At 69.7% G+C, this 19419-nt stretch carries 17 protein-coding genes; 7 read left to right on the forward strand and 10 right to left on the reverse strand.

Annotated features, from left to right (window positions below):
* The first annotated feature begins 3 nt into the window (after positions 1 to 3).
* Entirely contained in the window at positions 4 to 123 is a 120-nt protein-coding gene (locus ACFP1K_RS38640) for an integrase core domain-containing protein (protein ID WP_380763125.1), read from the forward strand.
* A gap of 1253 nt (positions 124 to 1376) precedes the next feature.
* Positions 1377 to 1694: an IS66 family transposase gene (locus tag ACFP1K_RS38645; RefSeq protein ID WP_380763092.1), complete on the forward strand. Its 318-nt coding sequence runs from the start codon at positions 1377 to 1379 to the stop codon at positions 1692 to 1694.
* Positions 1695 to 2198: 504 nt separating this feature from the next.
* Here ACFP1K_RS38645 and ACFP1K_RS38650 read toward each other — a convergent pair.
* From ACFP1K_RS38650 to wecB, 4 genes are read right to left on the reverse strand one after another with little or no spacing between them, the layout of a single operon-like run.
* Positions 2199 to 3449, reverse strand: a complete 1251-nt coding sequence (locus tag ACFP1K_RS38650) for an acyltransferase family protein (RefSeq protein ID WP_380763094.1) — start codon at positions 3447 to 3449, stop codon at positions 2199 to 2201.
* Between the two features lie 13 nt (positions 3450 to 3462).
* Entirely contained in the window at positions 3463 to 4722 is a 1260-nt protein-coding gene (locus tag ACFP1K_RS38655) for an FG-GAP repeat domain-containing protein (protein ID WP_380763096.1), read from the reverse strand.
* Between the two features lie 31 nt (positions 4723 to 4753).
* Positions 4754 to 5557: a hypothetical protein gene (locus tag ACFP1K_RS38660; protein WP_380763098.1), complete on the reverse strand. Its 804-nt coding sequence runs from the start codon at positions 5555 to 5557 to the stop codon at positions 4754 to 4756.
* 17 nt (positions 5558 to 5574) lie between these two features.
* Positions 5575 to 6768 (reverse strand): non-hydrolyzing UDP-N-acetylglucosamine 2-epimerase, encoded by a 1194-nt coding sequence (wecB, locus tag ACFP1K_RS38665; RefSeq protein ID WP_380763100.1) that lies wholly within the window; start codon positions 6766 to 6768, stop codon positions 5575 to 5577.
* 443 nt (positions 6769 to 7211) lie between these two features.
* Here wecB and ACFP1K_RS38670 point away from each other — a divergent pair, with 443 nt between their 5' ends.
* Complete coding sequence (locus tag ACFP1K_RS38670) at positions 7212 to 8120, forward strand: helix-turn-helix domain-containing protein (protein WP_380763102.1); 909 nt, start codon at positions 7212 to 7214, stop codon at positions 8118 to 8120.
* Between the two features lie 11 nt (positions 8121 to 8131).
* Here the strand turns inward: ACFP1K_RS38670 and ACFP1K_RS38675 are convergent, their stop codons facing one another.
* The 5 genes from ACFP1K_RS38675 to ACFP1K_RS38695 form a co-directional block, all read right to left on the reverse strand.
* Positions 8132 to 9238 (reverse strand): ParB/RepB/Spo0J family partition protein, encoded by a 1107-nt coding sequence (locus ACFP1K_RS38675; protein ID WP_380763105.1) that lies wholly within the window; start codon positions 9236 to 9238, stop codon positions 8132 to 8134.
* Between the two features lie 174 nt (positions 9239 to 9412).
* Positions 9413 to 11092, reverse strand: coding sequence for an FAD-dependent oxidoreductase (locus ACFP1K_RS38680; protein ID WP_380763107.1), 1680 nt, complete (start codon positions 11090 to 11092; stop codon positions 9413 to 9415).
* A gap of 50 nt (positions 11093 to 11142) precedes the next feature.
* Complete coding sequence (locus tag ACFP1K_RS38685; protein ID WP_380763109.1) at positions 11143 to 12357, reverse strand: MFS transporter; 1215 nt, start codon at positions 12355 to 12357, stop codon at positions 11143 to 11145.
* 142 nt (positions 12358 to 12499) lie between these two features.
* Positions 12500 to 13294, reverse strand: a complete 795-nt coding sequence (locus tag ACFP1K_RS38690; RefSeq protein WP_380763111.1) for an SDR family NAD(P)-dependent oxidoreductase — start codon at positions 13292 to 13294, stop codon at positions 12500 to 12502.
* A 247-nt stretch (positions 13295 to 13541) separates the two neighbouring features.
* Positions 13542 to 14429 carry a helix-turn-helix transcriptional regulator gene (locus ACFP1K_RS38695; RefSeq protein WP_380763113.1) on the reverse strand — a complete coding sequence of 296 codons (888 nt, stop codon included), beginning with the start codon at positions 14427 to 14429 and terminating at the stop codon, positions 13542 to 13544.
* A 158-nt stretch (positions 14430 to 14587) separates the two neighbouring features.
* On the opposite strand from ACFP1K_RS38695, the gene ACFP1K_RS38700 reads away from it, so the two are divergent.
* From ACFP1K_RS38700 to ACFP1K_RS38715, 4 genes are all read left to right on the forward strand, one after another.
* A complete protein-coding gene (locus tag ACFP1K_RS38700) occupies positions 14588 to 16042 on the forward strand; it encodes an MFS transporter (RefSeq protein ID WP_380763115.1) in 1455 nt (484 codons plus the stop codon).
* Positions 16043 to 16095: 53 nt separating this feature from the next.
* Complete coding sequence (locus tag ACFP1K_RS38705) at positions 16096 to 16944, forward strand: alpha/beta hydrolase (RefSeq protein WP_380763117.1); 849 nt, start codon at positions 16096 to 16098, stop codon at positions 16942 to 16944.
* Between the two features lie 130 nt (positions 16945 to 17074).
* Complete coding sequence (locus tag ACFP1K_RS38710; RefSeq protein WP_380763119.1) at positions 17075 to 17602, forward strand: hypothetical protein; 528 nt, start codon at positions 17075 to 17077, stop codon at positions 17600 to 17602.
* Positions 17602 to 18648: an MsnO8 family LLM class oxidoreductase gene (locus ACFP1K_RS38715; RefSeq protein WP_380763121.1), complete on the forward strand. Its 1047-nt coding sequence runs from the start codon at positions 17602 to 17604 to the stop codon at positions 18646 to 18648. Before ACFP1K_RS38710 ends, ACFP1K_RS38715 begins: the two co-directional genes overlap by 1 nt.
* 34 nt (positions 18649 to 18682) lie before the next feature.
* Here the strand turns inward: ACFP1K_RS38715 and ACFP1K_RS38720 are convergent, their stop codons facing one another.
* Positions 18683 to 19276 (reverse strand): SNF2-related protein, encoded by a 594-nt coding sequence (locus ACFP1K_RS38720; RefSeq protein WP_380763123.1) that lies wholly within the window; start codon positions 19274 to 19276, stop codon positions 18683 to 18685.
* Positions 19277 to 19419: the final 143 nt, after the last annotated feature.

The raw sequence follows: 19419 nt of genomic DNA on the forward strand, positions 1-19419 counted from the left end.
GAGGTGTTCAACGACAAGCTCCGCGAATGGGAGGACTACTACAACTACCATCGACCCCACGGCGGCCTCGGCGGCCAAACCCCCTACGAACGCCTCAAGCAGAAGACCCAGACCCAGGCGTAAACGATCAACGTCGGTCGCACACGGGGGTTGCAGCGCCAGCGCGGCCACCGTCTGCGCGACCCGATCGGCCACAGCGGGCACGCCGAGTCGCCTCGACCCGCCCCCGGCCTTCGGGATGTCCACCGCCCGCACCGGCGGCGGAAAGTAGGTCCCCGACGACATCCGATTCCAGATCCGGTACAAGTTGTTGCCCAGATCAGCATCGAAGTCGGCGATGGACCGCCCGTCTACCCCGGCAGCACCCTTGTTCGCCTTGACCTGCTTCCACGCCTGCCATACCAGACGCTTGGGAATCTCGAACGGTTTCCCGCCCGGACCCGATGCGTTCACTCGTCTCCTCCCGGAGAACTTCCGGTTGCTCGAACGAACTCCATCCAGATGAGCCGGCCCCTTCGCTCCACCCCGATTACCGGGGCTTCCCCACTACTACGGGCCGGTCCGCCGGCGCGCGCCGCGACGGTACTCAGCACCTGACGGTTTCTGCCGCCCGGTGCGCTCCCTATCGCCCCACCCGTCCGGGCCGGGCCGTGTCGGCGCACGCCTTCCCACGTTCCGCACGAAAGCCGCAGACCGGACTCACGCCACCTGCACGCCGGACACCACCTGGCCAATAGACGGGCACCCGCCAGGCTCATCCCGGGATTGCATTGAGACCCCGGTTTCGATGCCGTTTCCTAAATCTCGACGCTTCAGCGGTGGTTCACTCGCGTTCGTCTTCCCGGTCCCCACCTGACGGATTCTGTTCCGCCTTTTCCTCATCGCTCACCACGACGGTCTTCAGCCAACGCAGCATGAGGTGGTTTAGCGCCTCCCCCCGCAGGGCGACGCCGAAGGGCCAGCCATCCTTCATCTTCCGTGCAGCAGCACATCAGCAGTCATCTCCTACACGACGACTCCCTCCGCGTGCGTGGCGCAACAATGCCCGGCAGGTCAATGCGTGGGGGATGTCATGGTCGGTCTTCTGGGAAGCGATGAAGGCCGCCACGCTCACCGGCCCGTTGCTTCCTTGACCCAGAGGATCACCGAGCGCTTGAGGACTGTGAGACTGAAGGGGTACCGCCTGCAAGGCCAGGGTCTGACCCGGCTTGAGACTGGCCGTCGTGCCTTCGTGATGACCTGTCGCCCTGGCCCCGGGCGGTGCTACCGGCCCAGGCAGGGATGTGTCCCCATAGAGGCCTTGCGAGCGCATCGTCACAGTCCTGACCTCTCTGCCCGGTCGGTCACCATCCCTCCCCCAAGGTTTGAGGAGACACGTGCCCCGCCCCACCGATGACCGCGCCACTATCGACCATGACCACGAGCAGATCGTTCTGGGCGTGGACACCCACGCCGACGCCCAGGGCACCCAGGCGATGTGGATCGAGAGTTTCCGGCACGGCGTCCGACTCGGCCTGTCAAAGATCCCCCGCATCCCCAGACCCGCCAAGACCGTCACCCAGCCGATCGGCCGCGTCCTGCTGGAGGTTCTGCGCGACCGCGAGACCGACGTGCTGCGCTTCGCCCACGACCTGGGGATCCCGCCCACCAACAACCAGGCCGAACGCGACGTCCGACCGGCCAAAACCCAGTAGAAGATCTCCGGACGGCTCCGCTCGGAGACCACCACCGGGCACCGGTACGCCATCCGCGGCTACCTGTCCACCGCTGCCAAGCACGGCGCAGACGTCATGACCGCCATCCGTGAGGCCTTTCTCGGTCGTGCCTGGATGCCGCCTGATCCCACGCCGGCCTGATCCCCGCCACAACCTGCGGCCATCCACACCCAAAGACGATCACTGTCCGCGATTATCCGGCACCAGAATGCGCAGTGCGTGAATGCCTACCTCGAGCACTGATGTATTCTCCGATTGGGCTATTTATCCATCGCTTCGGATGAAGACCAGACGAAGTACTATTTCTCTTTTCGGACCTCGGCCGATGGCACCACTCACCCGGCGACTTCGCCGACATGCCCCCTGTCCCCGCCCTCGTCGCCCCCAGACGTCCAGGCGCGTGTACAGCCAGGAGTGGTGGCGGCATGGCAGCCGTCCCCGGTGCGCGCTCTCCTCGGCGAGCGCGCACCGGATGGGCATCCTCTAGCGGGGTGTCTCGGCCGCCTGGGCGGCGGAGGTCGTGGACACTGCGGGCCCGGTGAGAGCGCTGGCCGGGACCATGCCGGGGTTCGCAATCGGCATCGTGCGCGGGCGGCTACGGGCCCAGCGGCGCATGAGCGGCCGCTCGACGCCCGCGTACAGTCCCCAGCCGGCCAGCAGCGTGGCCACGAACAGCACGGCCACCACCGCGACGGCCACCGGCGTGGCGAACGGCTGGTCGGGGAGGAGCGTCCGTCCGTAGAAGACGACCACGCCCTGGCAGATGTAGAAGCCGAACGAGATCTCTCCGAGCCACGTGGCCGTACGGCCCTGCATGCGGGTGCGCTCGCCGCGCACGTCGGCGGAGGCGAAAGCCAGCAGCACTGCGCAGATCGGCACGATGGTGGCCACGGTGAAGCCGAACACGAATGGCACATTGAGCGCCAGGACGTAACCGGCCACCGCCAGGGCCGCGGCCGGCAGCGTGCCGATCCGCATCCACTTGCCGGCCATCACGGCGCGGGCCAGGATCATGCCCAGCACGAACTCGAACAGCCTCGGCGGTGGGAAGATGTAGCCGAACCAGAACTGCGTCACCGAGATCGGGGTGATCGGCGACTTGGGCGTGGCGGGGATGAGATAGAGCGTGACGAGCTGGACCGCCACCATGCCGGCCAGCATGATGCCCGCCCACAGCCACAGCCTGTTCTCCGATATGCGCCGGATCGGCTTGATCAGCAACGGGAACAACATGTAGAACAACAGCTCACTGCACAGCGTCCACGCCGGCGGGTTGACGCTGACGTACACATCTCCCTGAGGGAAGAACGAGTGCAGCAGGAAGACGTTCGGCAGCCAGGCCCTGACCGGGGTGAACGCGCCAGCGAAGAGCACCGTCGCCAGGGCGAACATCACCAGATGGTTGGGGAAGATCTTCAGGACGCGGCGGCGCCAGAAGGCGCGCATGCGCTCGCCCGGTTTGGCGGACCAGGTGATGACGAAGCCGCTCAGCACGAAGAAGAACGACACACCCATGTAGCCGGCCTTGCTGAACAACCACTCCAAGGTGCCGGCCAGGCCGGGATCGGCGAACGGGTTCACCGCCCCGTTGGGCGGCACCGGCGAGTTCGACAGGGTGACGTGGAAACAGAACACGAGCAGCGCGGCGATGAATCGCAGACCGGTCAGCGAGGGCAACGGCGCTCGCCGGACGTGCACGGCGCCGTCGGGCGCCGCGGCGGTGGCCAAGGACATGAGGTGCCGCCTCTCAGATGGCGTTCCGGTACAGCATCAACTTGGCGTCCTTGGCGACGTAGTAGTTCTGCACCGAGTACGCGATGGTGGCGAAGTCGAGCCTGCCGTCGCCGTTGAAGTCGGCCGCGGCGATCCTGGCCACCGACTCGTCGGCGACGCGCCACTTGGCGAAGACGCCGTTGCGGGCGTCGATCGCCTTGTAGTACATGACCCCCTGCCAGGGCCACGGGCCGCGCAGGGCGACCAGGAACTCGTCGTCGCCGTCGCCGTCGAAGTCGGCGCACACCACCTGGTGGCCGGGGCCCTCGCCGTTCTCGTTCGGGTCGCCGTAGACGTCGAGCAGCATGCGGCGCCAGGTCGCCTGCTCGGCGGGCACATGTGTGTCACCGCCGGACGCCGCGTCCTTGACGTACACCGCGACGGTGTTGCCGTGGAACGGCTCCAGGGCCGCCACGTAGGCGAACCGGTCGCCGCCCAGCCCGCCGGCGTCCATGTCGCCGCTGCCCCGGAATCCGGTCTGCTCGAACTGGGTCGTCTCGCCCTCGCCGATGAGCACCTTGCGCCACTCGCGGCCGGTCTGGTCGTAGTAGAGCCAGGTGACGCCTTCGTCGGAGGCCAGCAGGATCGAGTCCAGGTCCGAGCCGGGGATCAGGCCTTTCTTCTTCTCCGCGCCGTGGATCATGCGGAAGGAGGAGTCGTCGACGACGGTCATCGGCCATTCCTCGGCCTGGTGGACGTCGTCGGGCTGGGTGAACAGCACCACCGGGAGCACCGCGTGCACGTCGGCCTCGGCGACGATCGGCAGGCCGATCACCTCCAGCCGCTCGGTCTGGGTGAAGTGGCCGACCCGCAGCCGGTGCATCCCGGTCGCGCGGCCGATGTAGTGCCGCTTCCAGCGGGAGGGGTCCTTGTCGGGGCTGCCCGGGTTCTCGATCCAGTCGATCTTGCCGCCGGCCGGGTCGGGGTCGTGGATCGTGCCGATCGGCCCGTACAGCTCGTAGCACACCACGATGTCGGGGGAACCGTTGCCGCTGATGTCGGCGAAGTCGGCACCCACCGGCATGCGGAACCCGTCGGTGACCATCCGGCGCGGCCAGTCCGCGCCGTTCTGGTACCAGTAGATCTCGCCGAGTCGTAGGCCGTATCCGAACAGGTCGGGCCGGCCGTCCCCGTCGATGTCGGGAGCCTCCAGCCAGTATCCGTCCCGCAGTTGGTCCGTGACGATCTCCGGAGTGAACCTCGGGGGCGTCAGGGGTGCGCGCTCTGGCGACATCTCGTGCTCTCCTTCCTGGGGTTCGGGCTGCTCACGGGGTGACGGCGTGATATTCGACGGCAAGCCACACGCAGTCGGTGTCCGCGCGGTACTGGTGCCATGGGTAGACGAACGTGCCGCCGGGTCCCATCCGGCAGAACGGCGTCGGGGTGGTCTGGCCGGGGCTCATGAGCAGGTCCTCGTACAGCGCCGAGTGGTCCTGCGCGGTGAACTTCTGCATCCGCCCGAACCCGTATATCTGCGAGTGGATCTCGATGAAGTCATGCCGGTCGTGGATGAAGCAGTCGGTACCGGCGGGGGCGAACCAGAGGTTCACCTTCACGCGGAAGGTGCGGGCGCCGCCCGGCGACGCGGGGCGGCCGAGGGCCAGGGCCGGGTCGAACTCCATGAGCCCGATGTCGTCCTGCGGGCCCCGCCACAGCGGGCACTCCCGGGGGAACGGCAGGCCGGGCCCCGGATCGCCGGCCCCCGCGCCGTCGCCACCGGCTTCGGCGAGCAGGTCGCCGAGCATGCTCCAGCCCGGCTCGTCGACGATGCCGGAGACGCCGGTGGCGCCGGCCGCGCGGTCCGTGCCGTCGGCGGTGCCGATCTCCGGGTTCACCTGGAACAACAGGACCGACTCGGCCTCCTCGACGCGCGTGCCGGTCAGGATGGTGGACGAGAAGGCGGGGATACGGTCACCCGGGGACTCACCGGCGAAGGCCGGGGTCAGGTTCGGGTTCACCACGACGGTCCGCCCGTCGATCGGATAGTTCTTCGGCCGATGGACGATCTTGGCGTCGATCGACCGACCACTCGTCGCGAGGGGTCTGACGACGTTGTGCGCGCCGTTCATTTGATCTCCTCCCTTTCTCAGGCGGCGAAGACGGGGGCCTGCGCCGGCCGACTGTCCTGCGAGGCGAAATCGCCGCCGGGCACGAACGGCATGACGGCCGGCCCCTCGCCGAAGAAGTGCGCCAGCGCGCCGACCACCCGCTCGGAGGCGCGGCCGTCGCCGTAGGTGTTGGCCGGGGCCGCCATCTGCTGGTAGCGCACCTCGTCGCCCAGCAGCGTGGTGACCTCCTCGGTGATCCGCTCGCGGGTCCGGCCGACCAGGCGCGCGGTGCCCGCGGCGATCGCCTCGGGCCGTTCGGTGACATCGCGCAGCACCAGCGTCGGCTTGCCGAGCGCCGGGCCCTCCTCCTCGGCTCCGCTGCTGTCGGACAGGATGATGTCGCTGCGCAGCATGAGCCGGCAGAAGTGCAGGTACGGCAGCGGGTCGACGACGGTGATGTTCGGCAGGCCGGCGATCTTGGGGAGCAGCGCCTCGCGCACGATGGGGTTGCGGTGCAGCGGCACCACCACCCGCACGTCGCCGTCGGCGGCGATGTCGCGCAGCGCCTCGCCGATCCGCGGCAGCAGCGGCCAGGACTCCCGGCGGTGCGCCGAGGCCAGCACGACCTTCCTCGGATCGTCGTCCAGGTCCGCCAGCGCCGGGTGGCCGTAGCCGATCGGCCGCGAGGCAGCCCACCGCAGCGCGTCGATCACCGTGTTACCGGTGACGACGATCTTGCTCTCCTTGATGCCCTCGCGAATCAGGTTGGCGGCGTTGCCCGGGGTCGGCGCGAGGTGCAGTTCGGCGATCTGCGCGACCAGCCGCCGGTTGGCCTCCTCGGGAAACGGGGAGTACAGGTTCCCGCTCCGCAGGCCCGCCTCGATGTGGACGACCGGCACCTGCTGGTGGAAACCGGCCAGCCCGCCGACCAAGGTGGTGGCGGTGTCGCCGTGCACCATGACCGCCTCGACCGAGCAGGCGGCCAGCCATCCGGCCAAACCGTCCAGCACCCGATGGGTGATCTGCGAAAGCGTCTGCCTTTCGGTCATGACGTTCAGGTCGGTGTCCGGCTTGATGCCGAACGCCTGCAGCGTCTCGTCGAGCATCTGCCGGTGCTGACCGGTCGACAGGACGATGGGGGTGAACCGGGGATCGTCCCGGAGCGCCCGGATGACCGGGGCACACTTGATGGCTTCTGGCCTGGTGCCGATGACGACGGCAATCTTTCTCATGGGAACCCTTCCCTAGGCCGGAACGGAAGCACGCCGGTCCGGACGTTCACCCGAATCAAGAAGATGGGATTTCGGGGAGTACCGTCCGCCGGTCTGCCTGCGCCTGCGCCGGGGTCTTATCGCCTGGAAACGATAAACAGACCGCCTGCTCGCGATCCGAGCTTATTCCGGGGTCCGATGCGGGCGGCCGTTTGTACAACTGGGTATTCTTATCAGTTGTACGGCGTGCGGCCCGGGGCGGGAAAGTGACACCTCGCCGATGTACGACCCGAGCGCCCCGGCGGATACACCGCCATTAATCAAATAAATCGTACAGGTTAATTAGGGATCCACACGGCGACGGCTTATTTCGTCGTCGCATGGCCGGAAGGCGACCGTGCCTGACACCGACAGGGTCAGGGTCGGTCCTGGTGCGGAAAGGGGCTTGGTTGGAGACTTGGTACATGGACACCGCGGGTGACCTCGGAGATTTCCTGCGCGGGCGCCGCGCCCGCCTGCGTCCGGAGGACGTCGGCCTGACCTCCCACGGGGCCAGGCGTGTCGCCGGGCTGCGCCGTGAGGAGCTGGCACAGCTGGCCGGCATCAGTACGAGCTACTACACCCGGCTGGAACAGGGCCATGGCCGAAACACCTCGCCGGAGATCGTCGACGCGCTCGCGCGAGCGCTGCGCCTGGACGACGACGAGACCGCGCACCTGCGCGATCTGGCCCTGCCCCGGCGCCGGGGGCGCACCCCGGCCATGTCTCGGTCGCGGCCGGCGCGTCCCGGCGTGCGGCAGCTCATCGCCGCCGCGGAGGGCGTCGCGGCGGTGGCGATGGACCGGCGCGGCGACGTGCTGGACTGGAATCCGCCGGCCCACGCGCTGCTGGCCGGGCACTGCGACCTGGGCAGCCCGCACGCGGCGGCCGGGCGGCCGAACCTGTACCGGATGCTGTTCCTCGACCGGCACACACGCGACCTCCACGTCCACTGGGGGGAGGAGGCGCGGCGGGTGGTCGCCTCGCTGCGCCTGGTCGCGGGGCGTCACCCCGAGGACCGTCCGCTGGCGGAACTGATCGGCGAGCTGCTGATGAAAAGCTCTGAGTTCGCCGACCTGTGGGCTCGTCATCCCGTGCTGAACTGCGTGTACGGCACCAAGCACTTCCATCATCCGGTGGTCGGCCGCATCGAGCTGTCCTTCGAGGCCGTCCACCTGGCCGACGACTGCGGGGCCCGCATCCTGTTCTACAGCGCCGAACCCGGCACCGCCTCGGAGGCGGCGCTACGCCTGCTCTCCACCGTGACGGACGGCTCGGCGCACCATCCGGCGTCCGCCGTGGGACGGCCGCCGGAGGCTCGCGCCGCAGGGTAGAGGGGTCACGTTCACACCTTCAGGTCCCGGCGTCCCTCCAGCCGTTCGGCGAACTCCCGCCAGGCCTCGGCGCACTCGCGGGCCGAATCGGCCACCATGCCGACGCAGTGCGCCGGGACCATGTCGGCGAAGCGCCGCCAGTCTCCGGGGTGGCCGTGCAGGTCGAGCAGGCGCAGCAGCAGCCGGCCGCTCAGGGCGTACCGGATGGCCGGGTCGTTGCGCAGGATGCGCAGCACCGAACCGGGATCGCGCACCGGCCTGCGCCGGCTCGGCTCACCACCGGCCGGGCGGTGGTGGCCCGCACCACCACCGTGCGGGCCACCACCGCGCGCGCCACCACTGCGCGGGCCATTACCGCGCGGGCCACCGCCGCGCGGGCCGCGCTCGGCGGCACGCTGCTTGGGAGGCACCGGATCCTCGCCCCGGTGCAGCCGGGCCCGCACGTCGCGGGCCGTGCCCGGCGAGATGCCGGCCGCCTTGGCGATCTCGCGCAGCGAGGCGCCAGGGTTGGCGGCGATGAACTCCCAGGCCGCCCGGCGGCCCTTGGCGCTGCTGAGCGGCCGCGACTTGCCGTCCCGGCCGACCCGCACCTCGGTGTGGCGACCGCCGGCCGGGGTCCTGGCCCGGATCGCCGAGACGGTCTTGGCGGCCAGGCCGGTGGCCGAGGCGATCGCTCGGTCCGACAGGTGCGGGTGGGTGCGCATGACGCGTTCGGCGGCCGTTGTACGGTCGGCGAGCGACGGCGGCCGGCCGAGCCTGACGTTCACCTGTACGGCGAACGCCATGGCGTCGGCGGGCGCGCCGTCGAAGAACCGTGTCTGGATGTGGTCGGCGCCGCGCAGGACGGCCGCGCGCAGCCGGTGCATTCCGTCGACGACGCGCATGGTGTCGCGATGCACGATTATCGGCGGGAGTTCCACCCCCGACTCGGCCAGTTCCTTGACGTGTCCGGGGTCGACGGTGTCGACCTTCGGCGAGCCGGCCGGTGACAGCAGGTCGATCGGCACCGCCTGCACGGGACCGAGCCTCGACCGGTCATCGAGCAGCGCGGCGTACATGTCCTCGTAGGGATCCTCCTGCGCGGACATCGGGAGGTGTTCAACCTGAACAGTGTTCATCGAAGGCCTCACGGTGGGTTCGGCTCCCGCCGGGTCGCACGGATCAGCGCGATCCCGGCGGGACGCCGGTCGCCGGGTGCCACATGGTGGGCGGCCGCCCGGCCCGGTACGACTGACCACGGTGGTGCGCTCGCGGGAAAGGCGCACCCTGTCCTGCGCGCGGGAAGGCGAAGCTCAGCTCGCCGCGGGTTCGATGGACATCTTGTGCCGGAAGTAGTTCGTCGGGTCCCAGCGCCGCTTCACCTGCCGCAGCCGCGGGTAGTTCTCCTTGAAGTACAACGTGCTCCACGGCACTCCCGACCGGTTGCGCGCCGGGTCCAGGACGTCGTTGTCGGGGTAGTTGATGTAGCACCCCTCGGCCGAGTCGCCGGGCACCGGGACGCCGCCGGTCGCGGCGAAGAACTCCTCGTAGCTGTCCCTGGCCCAGGCCAGGTGAAGGGCGTCATCGCGCTGGTCGGCCCAGAAGGTCTGGAAGCACATCTTGAACACCGAGGAGCGCTGGGCGTTGGCGGTGGCGTCCGGACGTACGGCGTTGACCTTGCCGCCGAAGGAGAACAACACCACCATGGTGTCGGGATTGGTGAAGTTCGGATAGGTCGCACACCGGTAGAGGGCGGCGATCTGGGCGTCGGTGAAGTTCTTGCGCATGTACGCGGACTTGTGCGTGCCGCGCGAGCTCGGGTTGGTGATGGTCGGGTTGTTGGTGCCGACCATCCGGGTGGCCTGCAGCCACGGCAGTTCACGCGGCGCGGCCAGGCCCGGCATCGGGCCTATCTCGCCCATCGACCTGGTCGAGGAGCGCGGCGCGACCCCGACGCCTTCGGTGATCGCGGTCATGTAGTCGTCGAGCAGCCTGCGTGCGTTCGGCGTGGCGGCGTCCAACTGGGTGAACATGCCCATGCTGCCGTGCGACCGGTGGCTGACGTTGAACAGAGAGCTCAGGTTCGCGTAGGGCGAGTCGGGCGCGCTGTTCTTCTCGTGCCAGGCGCCGAAGTTCTTCAGCAGCCGGCCGAAGGCGGCCTGTGTCAGCTCCTCCCAGGGGAACTCGACGGCGCTGACCAGCACGGTCGAGGGAGGGGAGACGAGCTGGTCCGTGGGGTTGGAGCCCTTGGCACCCGGCGAGCGGAAGAAATAGCGGGTGATGACACCGAAGTTCCCGCCGCCGCCACCGGTATGGGCCCACCAAAGGTCGCGGTTGGGGTCGGAGGCCTCGCGCGTGGCGATCACCGTGCGCACCCGGCGGCCGGCGTCGACCACGACCACCTCGACGCCGTACAGATGGTCGACGGTCAGGCCGAGCTGGCGCGACAGCAGGCCGTACCCGCCGCCGGAGAAGTGGCCCCCGACGCCGACGCTGTAGCAGATGCCGCCGGGGATGGTGACGTTCCAGCCCTTGAACAGGGCCTCGTAGACGTTGATCAAGCGGGCACCGGCCTCCACGACGAAGGCACGGCGGGTGGCGTCGTAGTAGACGCCGGTCATCTCGGACACGTCGAGTACGACCTCGACCTCGGGGTTGCACACGAAGTCCGAGAAGCAGTGGCCGCCGCCTCGGATGGAGACCCGCTTTCCCTCCCGTACGGCGTCACGCACCGCGGCCTCGGCGTCCTCGGGCGAAGCGATCATGCGGATGTAGTCGGGGCGGGCGACGAAGCGCTGGTTGTTGCCCGTGCTGAGCTCACGGTACCGGGGGTCGCCCGGGCGTATCGTCGCCCCGGTGCGGGCGGGGGCGGTGGCCGTTTCGGCCAGCGCCGGCGTGCCCGTCAGGCTGGTGGAGACCGCCGCGCCGCCGAGGGCGACGGCGGCCCCGGCTAAGATCGACCGGCGGTTGTAGGTGCTCGCATCCTTCATCATGACTCCTCAGTGTTTGTCGTGATATTTCGCCCGAGTGCTCCCTGCCGGGGTCACCGGCCGCCCATGGGTCCGGGCACCTCGCTCACCATCGCGGGCCGGGCACCGCCCGGCCGGACCTTACGCGCCGCCCGGTCCAGCCACCCGGAGTAGAACGCCACGGCCAGCCCGGTGGCGGCCAGCAGGGCGCCGATCCAGCTGGGCGCCGTGTAGCCGAGCCCGGCGCCGATGGCCAGGCCGCCGAGCCACGCGCCGATCGCGTTGCCGAGGTTGAACGCCGCGATGTTGGCCGCCGAGGCCAGCGCCGGAGCGCCCTGCGCCTTGTCCATCATCCGGGTCTGCAGCGGCGGGACCGTCGCGAAGCCGGCGACGCCGAACAGCGCGATGGTGATCGCGGCCGGCACCGGGTAGCGCGCCGTGAACACGAAGATCACGAGCACCACCGCGAGCGCGGCCAGGATCGTGTACAGGCTGGGCATCAGGTCGCGGTCGGCGGCACGGCCGCCGAGGGCGTTGCCCGCGCACAGCCCGATCCCGAACAGGATCAGCAGCCAGGTGACCGCGCTCGGCGGGAACCCGGCGACCTCGGTCATCATCGGCGCGATGTAGGTGAACGACGCGAACACCCCCGCGAAACCGAGCGTGGTGGTCAGCAGCGCCAGCCACACCTGCGGCTTGCGGAACACCGCCAGCTCCCCGCGCAGCCCGGCCGGGTCGCTCGCCTGCCGCCGGGGGACCAGGGCGGCGATGCCGATCATCCCAGCGACGCCGAGCGCGGTCACCGCCCAGAACGTCGACCGCCAGCCGAGCTGCTGGCCGAGCGCGGTGCCCATCGGCACACCGAGGACGTTGGCGACGGTCAGGCCGGTGAACATCAGCGCGATCGCGCTGGCCCTGCGGTTGGGCGCCACCAGGCTCGCCGCGACCACCGAGCCGATGCCGAAGAACGCGCCGTGGCACAGCGCGGCCACCACACGGCCGGCCATCAGGACGGTGTAGTCCTGCGCGACGGCGCACAAAGCGTTGCCGGCCACGAAGACCGCCATCAGGGCGATCAGCATCGTCTTGCGGGGCAGCCGCGAACCGGCTGCGGTCATCAGCGGCGCGCCGACCACCACGCTGAGCGCGTAGCCGGACACCAGCAGGCCGGCGGACGGGATCGAGACGCCGAGATCGGCCGCGACGTCGGGGAGCAGGCCCACGATCACGAACTCCGTGGTGCCGATCCCGAAGGCGCCGATCGCCAGCGCCAGCAGTGCGAGGGTCATCCGGGGTCACCTCTCGTGGGGTGGCTTGCGTGGCCGGACGTGCAGGGGTGGACTTGCCGACTCACATGTGTCGCTCGGACGTGCGGGGTGGACCTGCGGACTCACACGTGCGGATGCAGCCGTGCTGCGTCAGAGGGAGGGATCAGATCTGCCGGAGGGCCCCGCCGTCGACCGCCCACTCGGCCCCGGTGACCTGGCGCGCCAACGGGGAGAGCAGGTAGACGATGACTTGGGCGACGTCCTCGGGGCTGCCGGGACGACCGGCGGGCAACCGGCGCACCTCCCGGACGAAATGATCGACGGCCTGCTCGACCGGCAGGTCGAACCTGGCCGACAGCTGGTCGGCGAAGCCACCGGGGGCGTCCCACAGGCGGGTCCTGGTGGGGCCGGGTGACACGACGTTGGAGCGGATACCGCGTGGGCCGAACTCGGCGGCCAGGGTCTTGGACAACGAGAGCATGGCGGTCTTGGCCGCCGCGTAGTCCACCAGCGGCGGGTCGGGGAACCGGGCGGCCTCGCTGGCGACGTGCACCAGGCTGCCGCCCTCGGCCGGCATCGCGGGGATCGCGGCGCGGGTCATCCGGACCGCCGAGTGGAAGTTGAGCTCGAAACCGGCCAGCCACTGCTCGTCGGTGACGTCCAGGAAACTCGGACGAGACTCCAGGCCGCCGACGTTGTTGACCAGCCCGTCCAGGCGGCCGTGCCGTTCCAGCACCGCCTCGACGACCTGGCGTGCGGTGTCGCGTTCGGTGACGTCGGCGGCGATGGCGCTCACCGTGCCGCTCGACGCGCCGGCAAGTTCCTCGACGCCGTAAGGTTTGCGCGAGACCCCCACCACCGCGGCGCCCTCGGCGGCGAGCAGGCGCACGGTGGCCTCGCCGATGCCGGCGGACGCGCCGGTGACGACGTACACCCTTCCGGTCAGGTTCAGGTCCATGGTTCGCCCCTCTTTCAGGTTCGTGACAGCTTTGGACTCCGGCCGACCTGCGCCGATCCGCGTCCGACCGCGGTCGATCGGCCTCAAGCCGTTCCGCGACCCGGGGACTCAGCAGCGGAAAGGTGGCAGTGATGACGGGAGATGAAGTAATCAAGAAATGACGTAAGGGAAGAATGAAGTAATGGCGGAACTCCGACGGGACGATCCCCGCCTGGCCCTGCGGGCAGAGATCGAACGGCGGAGCAGGTCAGGCCTCGAGTTCCCTGGCGCGGTCAAGGACGGGGTGCTCCGGCAGCACCTTGCTCTGCAGCAGCCGCAGCGCGGCCTCCGACGCGGTGCCCGGGCGGGCGCTGTACATCAGGATGCGATGCCCGGGCTCGTCCGGCAGGTGCAGCGCCTCGAACTCCAGTGCCAGGTCGCCGACCTCCGGGTGGCGGAAGTACTTGGTTCCGGAGGTGCAGTTGGCCACCGGGTGCTTGGACCACATGGAGGCGAACTCCGGGCTCTTCATGGTCAGCTCGCCGATCAGCTCGGCCAGGTCGCGGTCGTCCTTATAGCGGCCGGCCACCAAACTCAGCGACGCCACCGCCCGGGAGGCCTCGTCCTCCCACCGGACGTACAGGTGGCGGTGATGGGAGTCCAGGAAGAGCATCTTGGTCAGGTTCGGACGTTCGGCGACGTGGTCGGGGGCGTCGAAGGCGTAATGCCCGGCCAGGAGCAGGTGGCCGAGCGTGTTCCAGGCCAGCACCTGACTGTGCCGGCCGAGCACGACGGCGGGGACGTTCACCATCGCGTCGATGACCTGCCGGGTGCCCGGACGGGCCACGGCGGGCCGTGTGGGACGACGCCGCTTGGCTCTGACCGGCCGGGCCAGGTCGTGCAGGTGGGCACGCTCGTCGTCGTTGAGGTCGAGGGCGCGGGCCAGCGCGTCGATCACCGACTCGGAGGCATTGGTGCTCTGCCCCTGCTCCAAGCGGGTGTAGTACGTGACGCTGACGCCGGCGAGCTGTGCCAGCTCTTCCCGCCGCAGGCCAGGCACGCGGCGGGCGCCCCGTGACGCCACACCGACGTCCTCGGGCTTGACGCCGCCGCGCCTGCTGCGCAGGAAATCTCCGAGCGCTGTCTTTTCCGCCATGACGCCCATCCTTCCCCAAATGCCAGGAGCTTTGACTATCCCCGCCAGTGATAGTCAGGCCATGGATAGGCAGACCAGGGTTCTGGTTACCGTTGCCTCGAATGGCGGAGCCTAGTGGTCGACGAGGTAAATCCAGGCCCTAAAAAGGGAGTATCGGCATGACCAGCGTCGAACAATCACCGACATCATTCGGCGAGGTGCGGCCGCCGACCAGAATGACCGCGCGGCAGCGACTCGTCCTGTGTCTGCTCCTGAGCGCGAGTTTCACCCTCGCCGTCGACTTCTCCATTCTCAACGTCGCCCTGCCGCAGATCGGGGCGAACGTCGGCTTTTCGCTGGAGAACCTCCAGTGGATCGCCACCGCGTTCGCCCTGTGCGCCGCGGGCTTCACGCTCCTGTTCGGCCGGTTCGCCGACCTGTTCGGCCGCCGCCGCGTCTTCATCGCCGGCATGGTGCTGCTCGGCGTCGCGTCCATCGTCGGCGGGCTCGCGGTCTCGCCGGAGATGCTGATCGTCGCGCGGGTCGCCCAGGGCCTGGCCACCGCGGCCGTCACACCGGCGGCGCTGTCCCTGCTCACCACCTCGTTCCCCGAGGGCCCGAAGCGGGACAAGGCACTCGGCCTCAACGGCGCCCTGATGGCCGCCGGCTTCACCACCGGAGCGATCCTCGGCGGCGTCCTCACCGACCTGCTGAGCTGGCGCTGGGCCTTCTTCATCAACGTGCCCGTCGCCGTTGTGGTCGTGGCCCTGGCCCCGGCCCTGCTCTCGGAGAACCGTCCGTCCGAGCGGCCGAAGCTGGACGTCCCCGGAGCCCTCGCGGTCACGCTCGGCCTGCTGGCCATCGTCTACGGCCTCACCGAGGCCGGCGCCAAGTCGTGGAGCGCTCCCGGAGCGGTCACCGGACTGGTCGTCGGCGTCCTGCTCCTGGTCGCCTTCTGGATGATCGAGCGCCGCGTCGCCGCGCCGCTGGTCCCGGTCACCATCCTCAAACGGCGCAGCGTCGGCTGGGGCAACATCGCCGGCCTGCTGGCGTTCGTCACCGAGACGTCCCTGGTCTTCCTGCTCACCCTGTACCTGCAGAAGGTCCTCGGCTACTCCCCCCTGGCGGCCGGCCTGTCCTTCGCGGTGCTCGGCACCGGCACCGTCATCGGCGGCGTCGTCGGCCCGAAGATCATCGGCAGCGTCGGCAGCAAGAACGCGGTCGTCGGCGGCTTCCTGGTCCAGGCCGCGGCCACGGTCTCGCTGGTGCTGCTGGAGCCCTCGACATCCTCGATGGCGCTGCTGCTGGTGGCCACCTTCGTCGGCGGCGTGGCCAACCTGGTCGTGATCGTGGGCTTCATGGTCACCGCGACCTCGGGGCTTCCCGACAACGAGCAGGGCCTGGCGACCGGACTGGCCACCATGAGCCAGCAGATCGGGATCACGATGGGCATCCCGATCATGAGCGCCATCGCGACGGCCCGGGTGCACGCCCTCGGCGGGGAGAACGCTCAGACCGTCCTCAGCGGCGTCACCACGGCGATCTTCGTCAACGCCGCGATCTGCGTGGTGATGGCGCTGCTGATCGCCGTGTTCCTGCAGCCGAAGCGCCTGGAGCAGCCGCAGGCCGCCTGACGACGGAGGGCCCGCGTAGTGGAAGGACCGGCGTAGTGGAAGGAATAGCGACCGTGCCCACCCCTGTCCACCGGAGACGATCCGCCCTGCAGTGGGAGGAGGCCGTCGTGCCCGCGGAGGACAGGAACGTCCGCGTGCGCGTCTACCGGCCGAAGGGACGGCGCGCCGGCTGGCTGGTGTGGGCGCACGGCGGCAGCTGGACCAGAGGTTCGGTGGACGGCTGGCACTTCGCATGCGCGGACCTGGCCAGGCTGGCCACGTGCACGCTGGTCAGCGTCGAGTATCGGCTGGCGCCCCGCCATCCCCACCCGGCGGCGCTGGACGACGTGCTGGCCGTTCTCGACTGGGCCGGCGCGAAGGCCGAACGCGAAGGCATGGGCGACCGGCTGGGGGTGGGCGGCGACAGCGCGGGCGGCACGATCGCCGCCTGCGCCGCCCTGACCTGGCGCGACCTGCGCCGCCCCCTGGCCGCCCAGTTGCTCGCCTACCCGCCCCTCGACCCGTGGTGCCGTTCGCCGTCCTACTTCCGGCACGCGAACAGCTTCCCGACCAGGCAGGCGATGATCTCCGCGTGGCGGACCTACCTGGGAACAGACTGGCGTCGCGACACCGGCTCGGCCTACAGCACGCCGTTCGAGGCAGCCGACCTGCGAGGAGTCGCACCCGCGGCCCTCGGGGTCGGCGAGCTCGACCCGGTGGCCGACGACGTGCGGCTGTACGAGCGCCGTCTGCTCGCCTCGGGCAACACCGTAGAGCTGCGGAGCTTCCCGGACATGGGACACGGCGCGTTCCTGCAGCCCGGCACACGCATAGCGGTCGACGGCAGCGTCCAAAGGAACCCGTTGCTGGCCTGGTTCGGGTCGGCGTTCCGCGAGCTGGTCGCCGGCCCCGCCGAGCAATAACCGGCCGGAGCGCCGGCCCTACGAGCGGCGCCGTACGGCTGGCGCTCCGGCACAGCACACGTCCGGCACAGACCTCTCAGCACAGCACACGTCCGGCACAGCACGAGCGATCGGCAAGAGGAGAACGACGATGGACGGCACTACCGGGCCCGCGGCCCAGCACAGAACCCAGCCGTATCTCGCGGCGCTCACCAGGCACTTCGCGGACCTGCGCGACGGCACACACGGGCATCTCAGGTCGCGCCGGGACAAGGAGGCCCTGTTCGCCAAAGCGGTGGAACTTCTTTCGCCCTACGCCCACCAGGCCCTGTCGGAGATGAACCAGGTCCTGCTGCTCGGCACCGGCGACATCGACGCGACCGGGGTGATCCGGTCGGCGGACGGAGGGGTGGCCGCTTGCTGGGCCCTTTGGTGGCCCGAGCAGCGCCGGTCCGGCGTCGACCCGATCCAGGTCCAGGCCCACTACGGACGCGGATTTCACCACCCGCACCTGCGCGGCGGGACGGTCGGCGAATGGCCGCTCAACGTCTTCGACGACGAGCAGGCGGCCGCCGAGCTGCCGACCCTGCGGGCCATCGCCTCGGCCGACCTGCACAACCTGGTCTTCCAGCGCGACTTCCGCCTGGTGCCCGCCATCACCGCGCGGAAGGACGACTGATGACCGTGCGCCTTTCCGTCCTCGACCAGTCGCCGGTCACCGAGGGCTCCACGCCCTCGGCGGCGCTGGCCGCCACGGTGCGACTCGCCCGCGACCTCGACGGTCTCGGGGTGACCCGCTACTGGCTGGCCGAGCACCACAACTCGCCCGGCTTCGCCGGAACCGCGCCTGAGATCCTGGCCGCGACGCTGCTGGCCGTCACCCGTCATCTGCGGGTCGGGTCCGGCGGAGTGCTGCTGCCGCGCTACGACCCGGTGAAGGTCGCCGAGACGTTCCGGGTCCTGTCCGGCCTGTACCCGCACCGAGTCGACCTCGGCGTCGGGCGCGCAGGCGGGCCCGCGCAAAGGTTCCCCGAACAGGTGGTCCGCCTGCTGCACGCCCTCGGCGTTCCCCCGGCACTCGAGGGACTCCCTGGCGCCGCCTCGCCGCCGGTGATGCCGTCCGGCACCGTCGCACCCCAGGTGTGGCTCCTCGGCGCCGGTACCACCTCGGCCACCCTGGCCGCGCAGCTCGGCACGGCGTTCGGCTTCGCCCACTTCCTCAATCCCGAACCGGGCCGCGAGGCGCTAGGACGGTACCTGCGCGGGTTCACCGCCCCCTCCGGCGCCCCCAGCCCGCGCGGCGCGCTGGCGGTACGCGTGCTGACGGCCGACACCATGGCCAAGGTCCAGGCCCTGGTCTCGGCGGTCCTGCTCTGGCGCAGTCGCAAGGACCTCGGCCAGGACGCCCCGCTGCCTTCGCCGGAGACCGTACGCCGGCACCGCTGGACCGGCGACGAGCTACGGCAGGCCGCCGTCGCCAAACGCACCCTGGTGTTCGGCACACCCGAGCAGGTGGGCGAGCAGCTGACGAAGCTCGCGGCGGCCCACGGTGTCGAGGAGCTCATCGTCAACACCCCCACTCACGACCCCGCCGACCGCTTGAGGTCCTACCGGCTGCTGGCCGAGACCCTCGCCATCCGCCCTCCGGCCGAGGCCGCCCAGGTCACCTCCCTGCCATCGGTACCGCGACCGCCCAAGCCGAGACCGGAGTCCCTGCTGCCCTGAGGCCGACCCTGCGCCTGCCGAAAATGTCGTTCGTTCAGGTCAGTCGGTTTGGCGGGTTCCTGCTGTCGAGGGAAGCCGAGAGGCGGCAGGATGGCCGTTCATGCTCCTTCGACTGACATATCTGGCCGTTACGAACGCCTTCGCCGCGCTGCGGCTGCTGCCGATGAGCGATCGGGACAAGGGTCCGCCGGATGTAGAGATGGTCGAGGTCTTTCACGTCGTACTGGGACGGGTCGGCGATCGCCGCCTCGTCCAGCATCCTGACCAACTCGGCGAAGGAGGTGGCGTCGCCGTTGTGGGGGGTGGCCGAGGCCAGCACGAGCGCGTCCGTCTTGCGGGCCAGGAGCCGGGCCAGGGCGTTGTTCTTCGTGCCCCGGTTGATCAGGTTGTGGGATTCGTCGATGATGACGGCGTCCCAGTCGGTGTGCTCCAGGTGGTGCGCGTACACATCGCCCTTCAGCGTGTCCATGGAGATGATCACACGCTTGAAGTACGCGAACGGATTACGCCCCGCGGGGATGTCCTGCTGAACCCGCTGGATGCCGGTCGAGTCCAGGCGTACCAGCGGGATGCCGAATCTGGTCCACAGCTCACGCTGGAACTGCTCCAGAACATGCTGCGGCGTCACGACGAGAATCCGCTCGCCAATGTGGGGCCCGAATACCCGGATTTGATTACGCGACCTGGGAGTATTCGTTGATCAGTCCGCCGAGGATCTTGCGCCGGATAACGCGTGCCTGCTCGATATTGATTGCTTCTGAGCCAGGGTCT

It is taken from the genome of Sphaerisporangium aureirubrum (assembly GCF_042658925.1).
Classification (GTDB): Bacteria; Actinomycetota; Actinomycetes; order Streptosporangiales; family Streptosporangiaceae; genus Sphaerisporangium; species Sphaerisporangium aureirubrum.

What these genes read in the sequence shown, in the direction of transcription:
- ACFP1K_RS38650 (WP_380763094.1), bottom strand. Translation starts at nt 3,449, where the DNA reads ATGTCCTTGGCCACCGCCGCGGCGCCCGACGGCGCCGTGCACGTCCGG.
- ACFP1K_RS38655 (WP_380763096.1), bottom strand. Translation starts at nt 4,722, where the DNA reads ATGTCGCCAGAGCGCGCACCCCTGACGCCCCCGAGGTTCACTCCGGAG.
- ACFP1K_RS38660 (WP_380763098.1), bottom strand. Translation starts at nt 5,557, where the DNA reads ATGAACGGCGCGCACAACGTCGTCAGACCCCTCGCGACGAGTGGTCGG.
- wecB (WP_380763100.1), bottom strand. Translation starts at nt 6,768, where the DNA reads ATGAGAAAGATTGCCGTCGTCATCGGCACCAGGCCAGAAGCCATCAAG.
- ACFP1K_RS38670 (WP_380763102.1), top strand. Translation starts at nt 7,212, where the DNA reads ATGGACACCGCGGGTGACCTCGGAGATTTCCTGCGCGGGCGCCGCGCC.
- ACFP1K_RS38675 (WP_380763105.1), bottom strand. Translation starts at nt 9,238, where the DNA reads ATGAACACTGTTCAGGTTGAACACCTCCCGATGTCCGCGCAGGAGGAT.
- ACFP1K_RS38680 (WP_380763107.1), bottom strand. Translation starts at nt 11,092, where the DNA reads ATGATGAAGGATGCGAGCACCTACAACCGCCGGTCGATCTTAGCCGGG.
- ACFP1K_RS38685 (WP_380763109.1), bottom strand. Translation starts at nt 12,357, where the DNA reads ATGACCCTCGCACTGCTGGCGCTGGCGATCGGCGCCTTCGGGATCGGC.
- ACFP1K_RS38690 (WP_380763111.1), bottom strand. Translation starts at nt 13,294, where the DNA reads ATGGACCTGAACCTGACCGGAAGGGTGTACGTCGTCACCGGCGCGTCC.
- ACFP1K_RS38695 (WP_380763113.1), bottom strand. Translation starts at nt 14,429, where the DNA reads ATGGCGGAAAAGACAGCGCTCGGAGATTTCCTGCGCAGCAGGCGCGGC.
- ACFP1K_RS38700 (WP_380763115.1), top strand. Translation starts at nt 14,588, where the DNA reads ATGACCAGCGTCGAACAATCACCGACATCATTCGGCGAGGTGCGGCCG.
- ACFP1K_RS38710 (WP_380763119.1), top strand. Translation starts at nt 17,075, where the DNA reads ATGGACGGCACTACCGGGCCCGCGGCCCAGCACAGAACCCAGCCGTAT.
- ACFP1K_RS38715 (WP_380763121.1), top strand. Translation starts at nt 17,602, where the DNA reads ATGACCGTGCGCCTTTCCGTCCTCGACCAGTCGCCGGTCACCGAGGGC.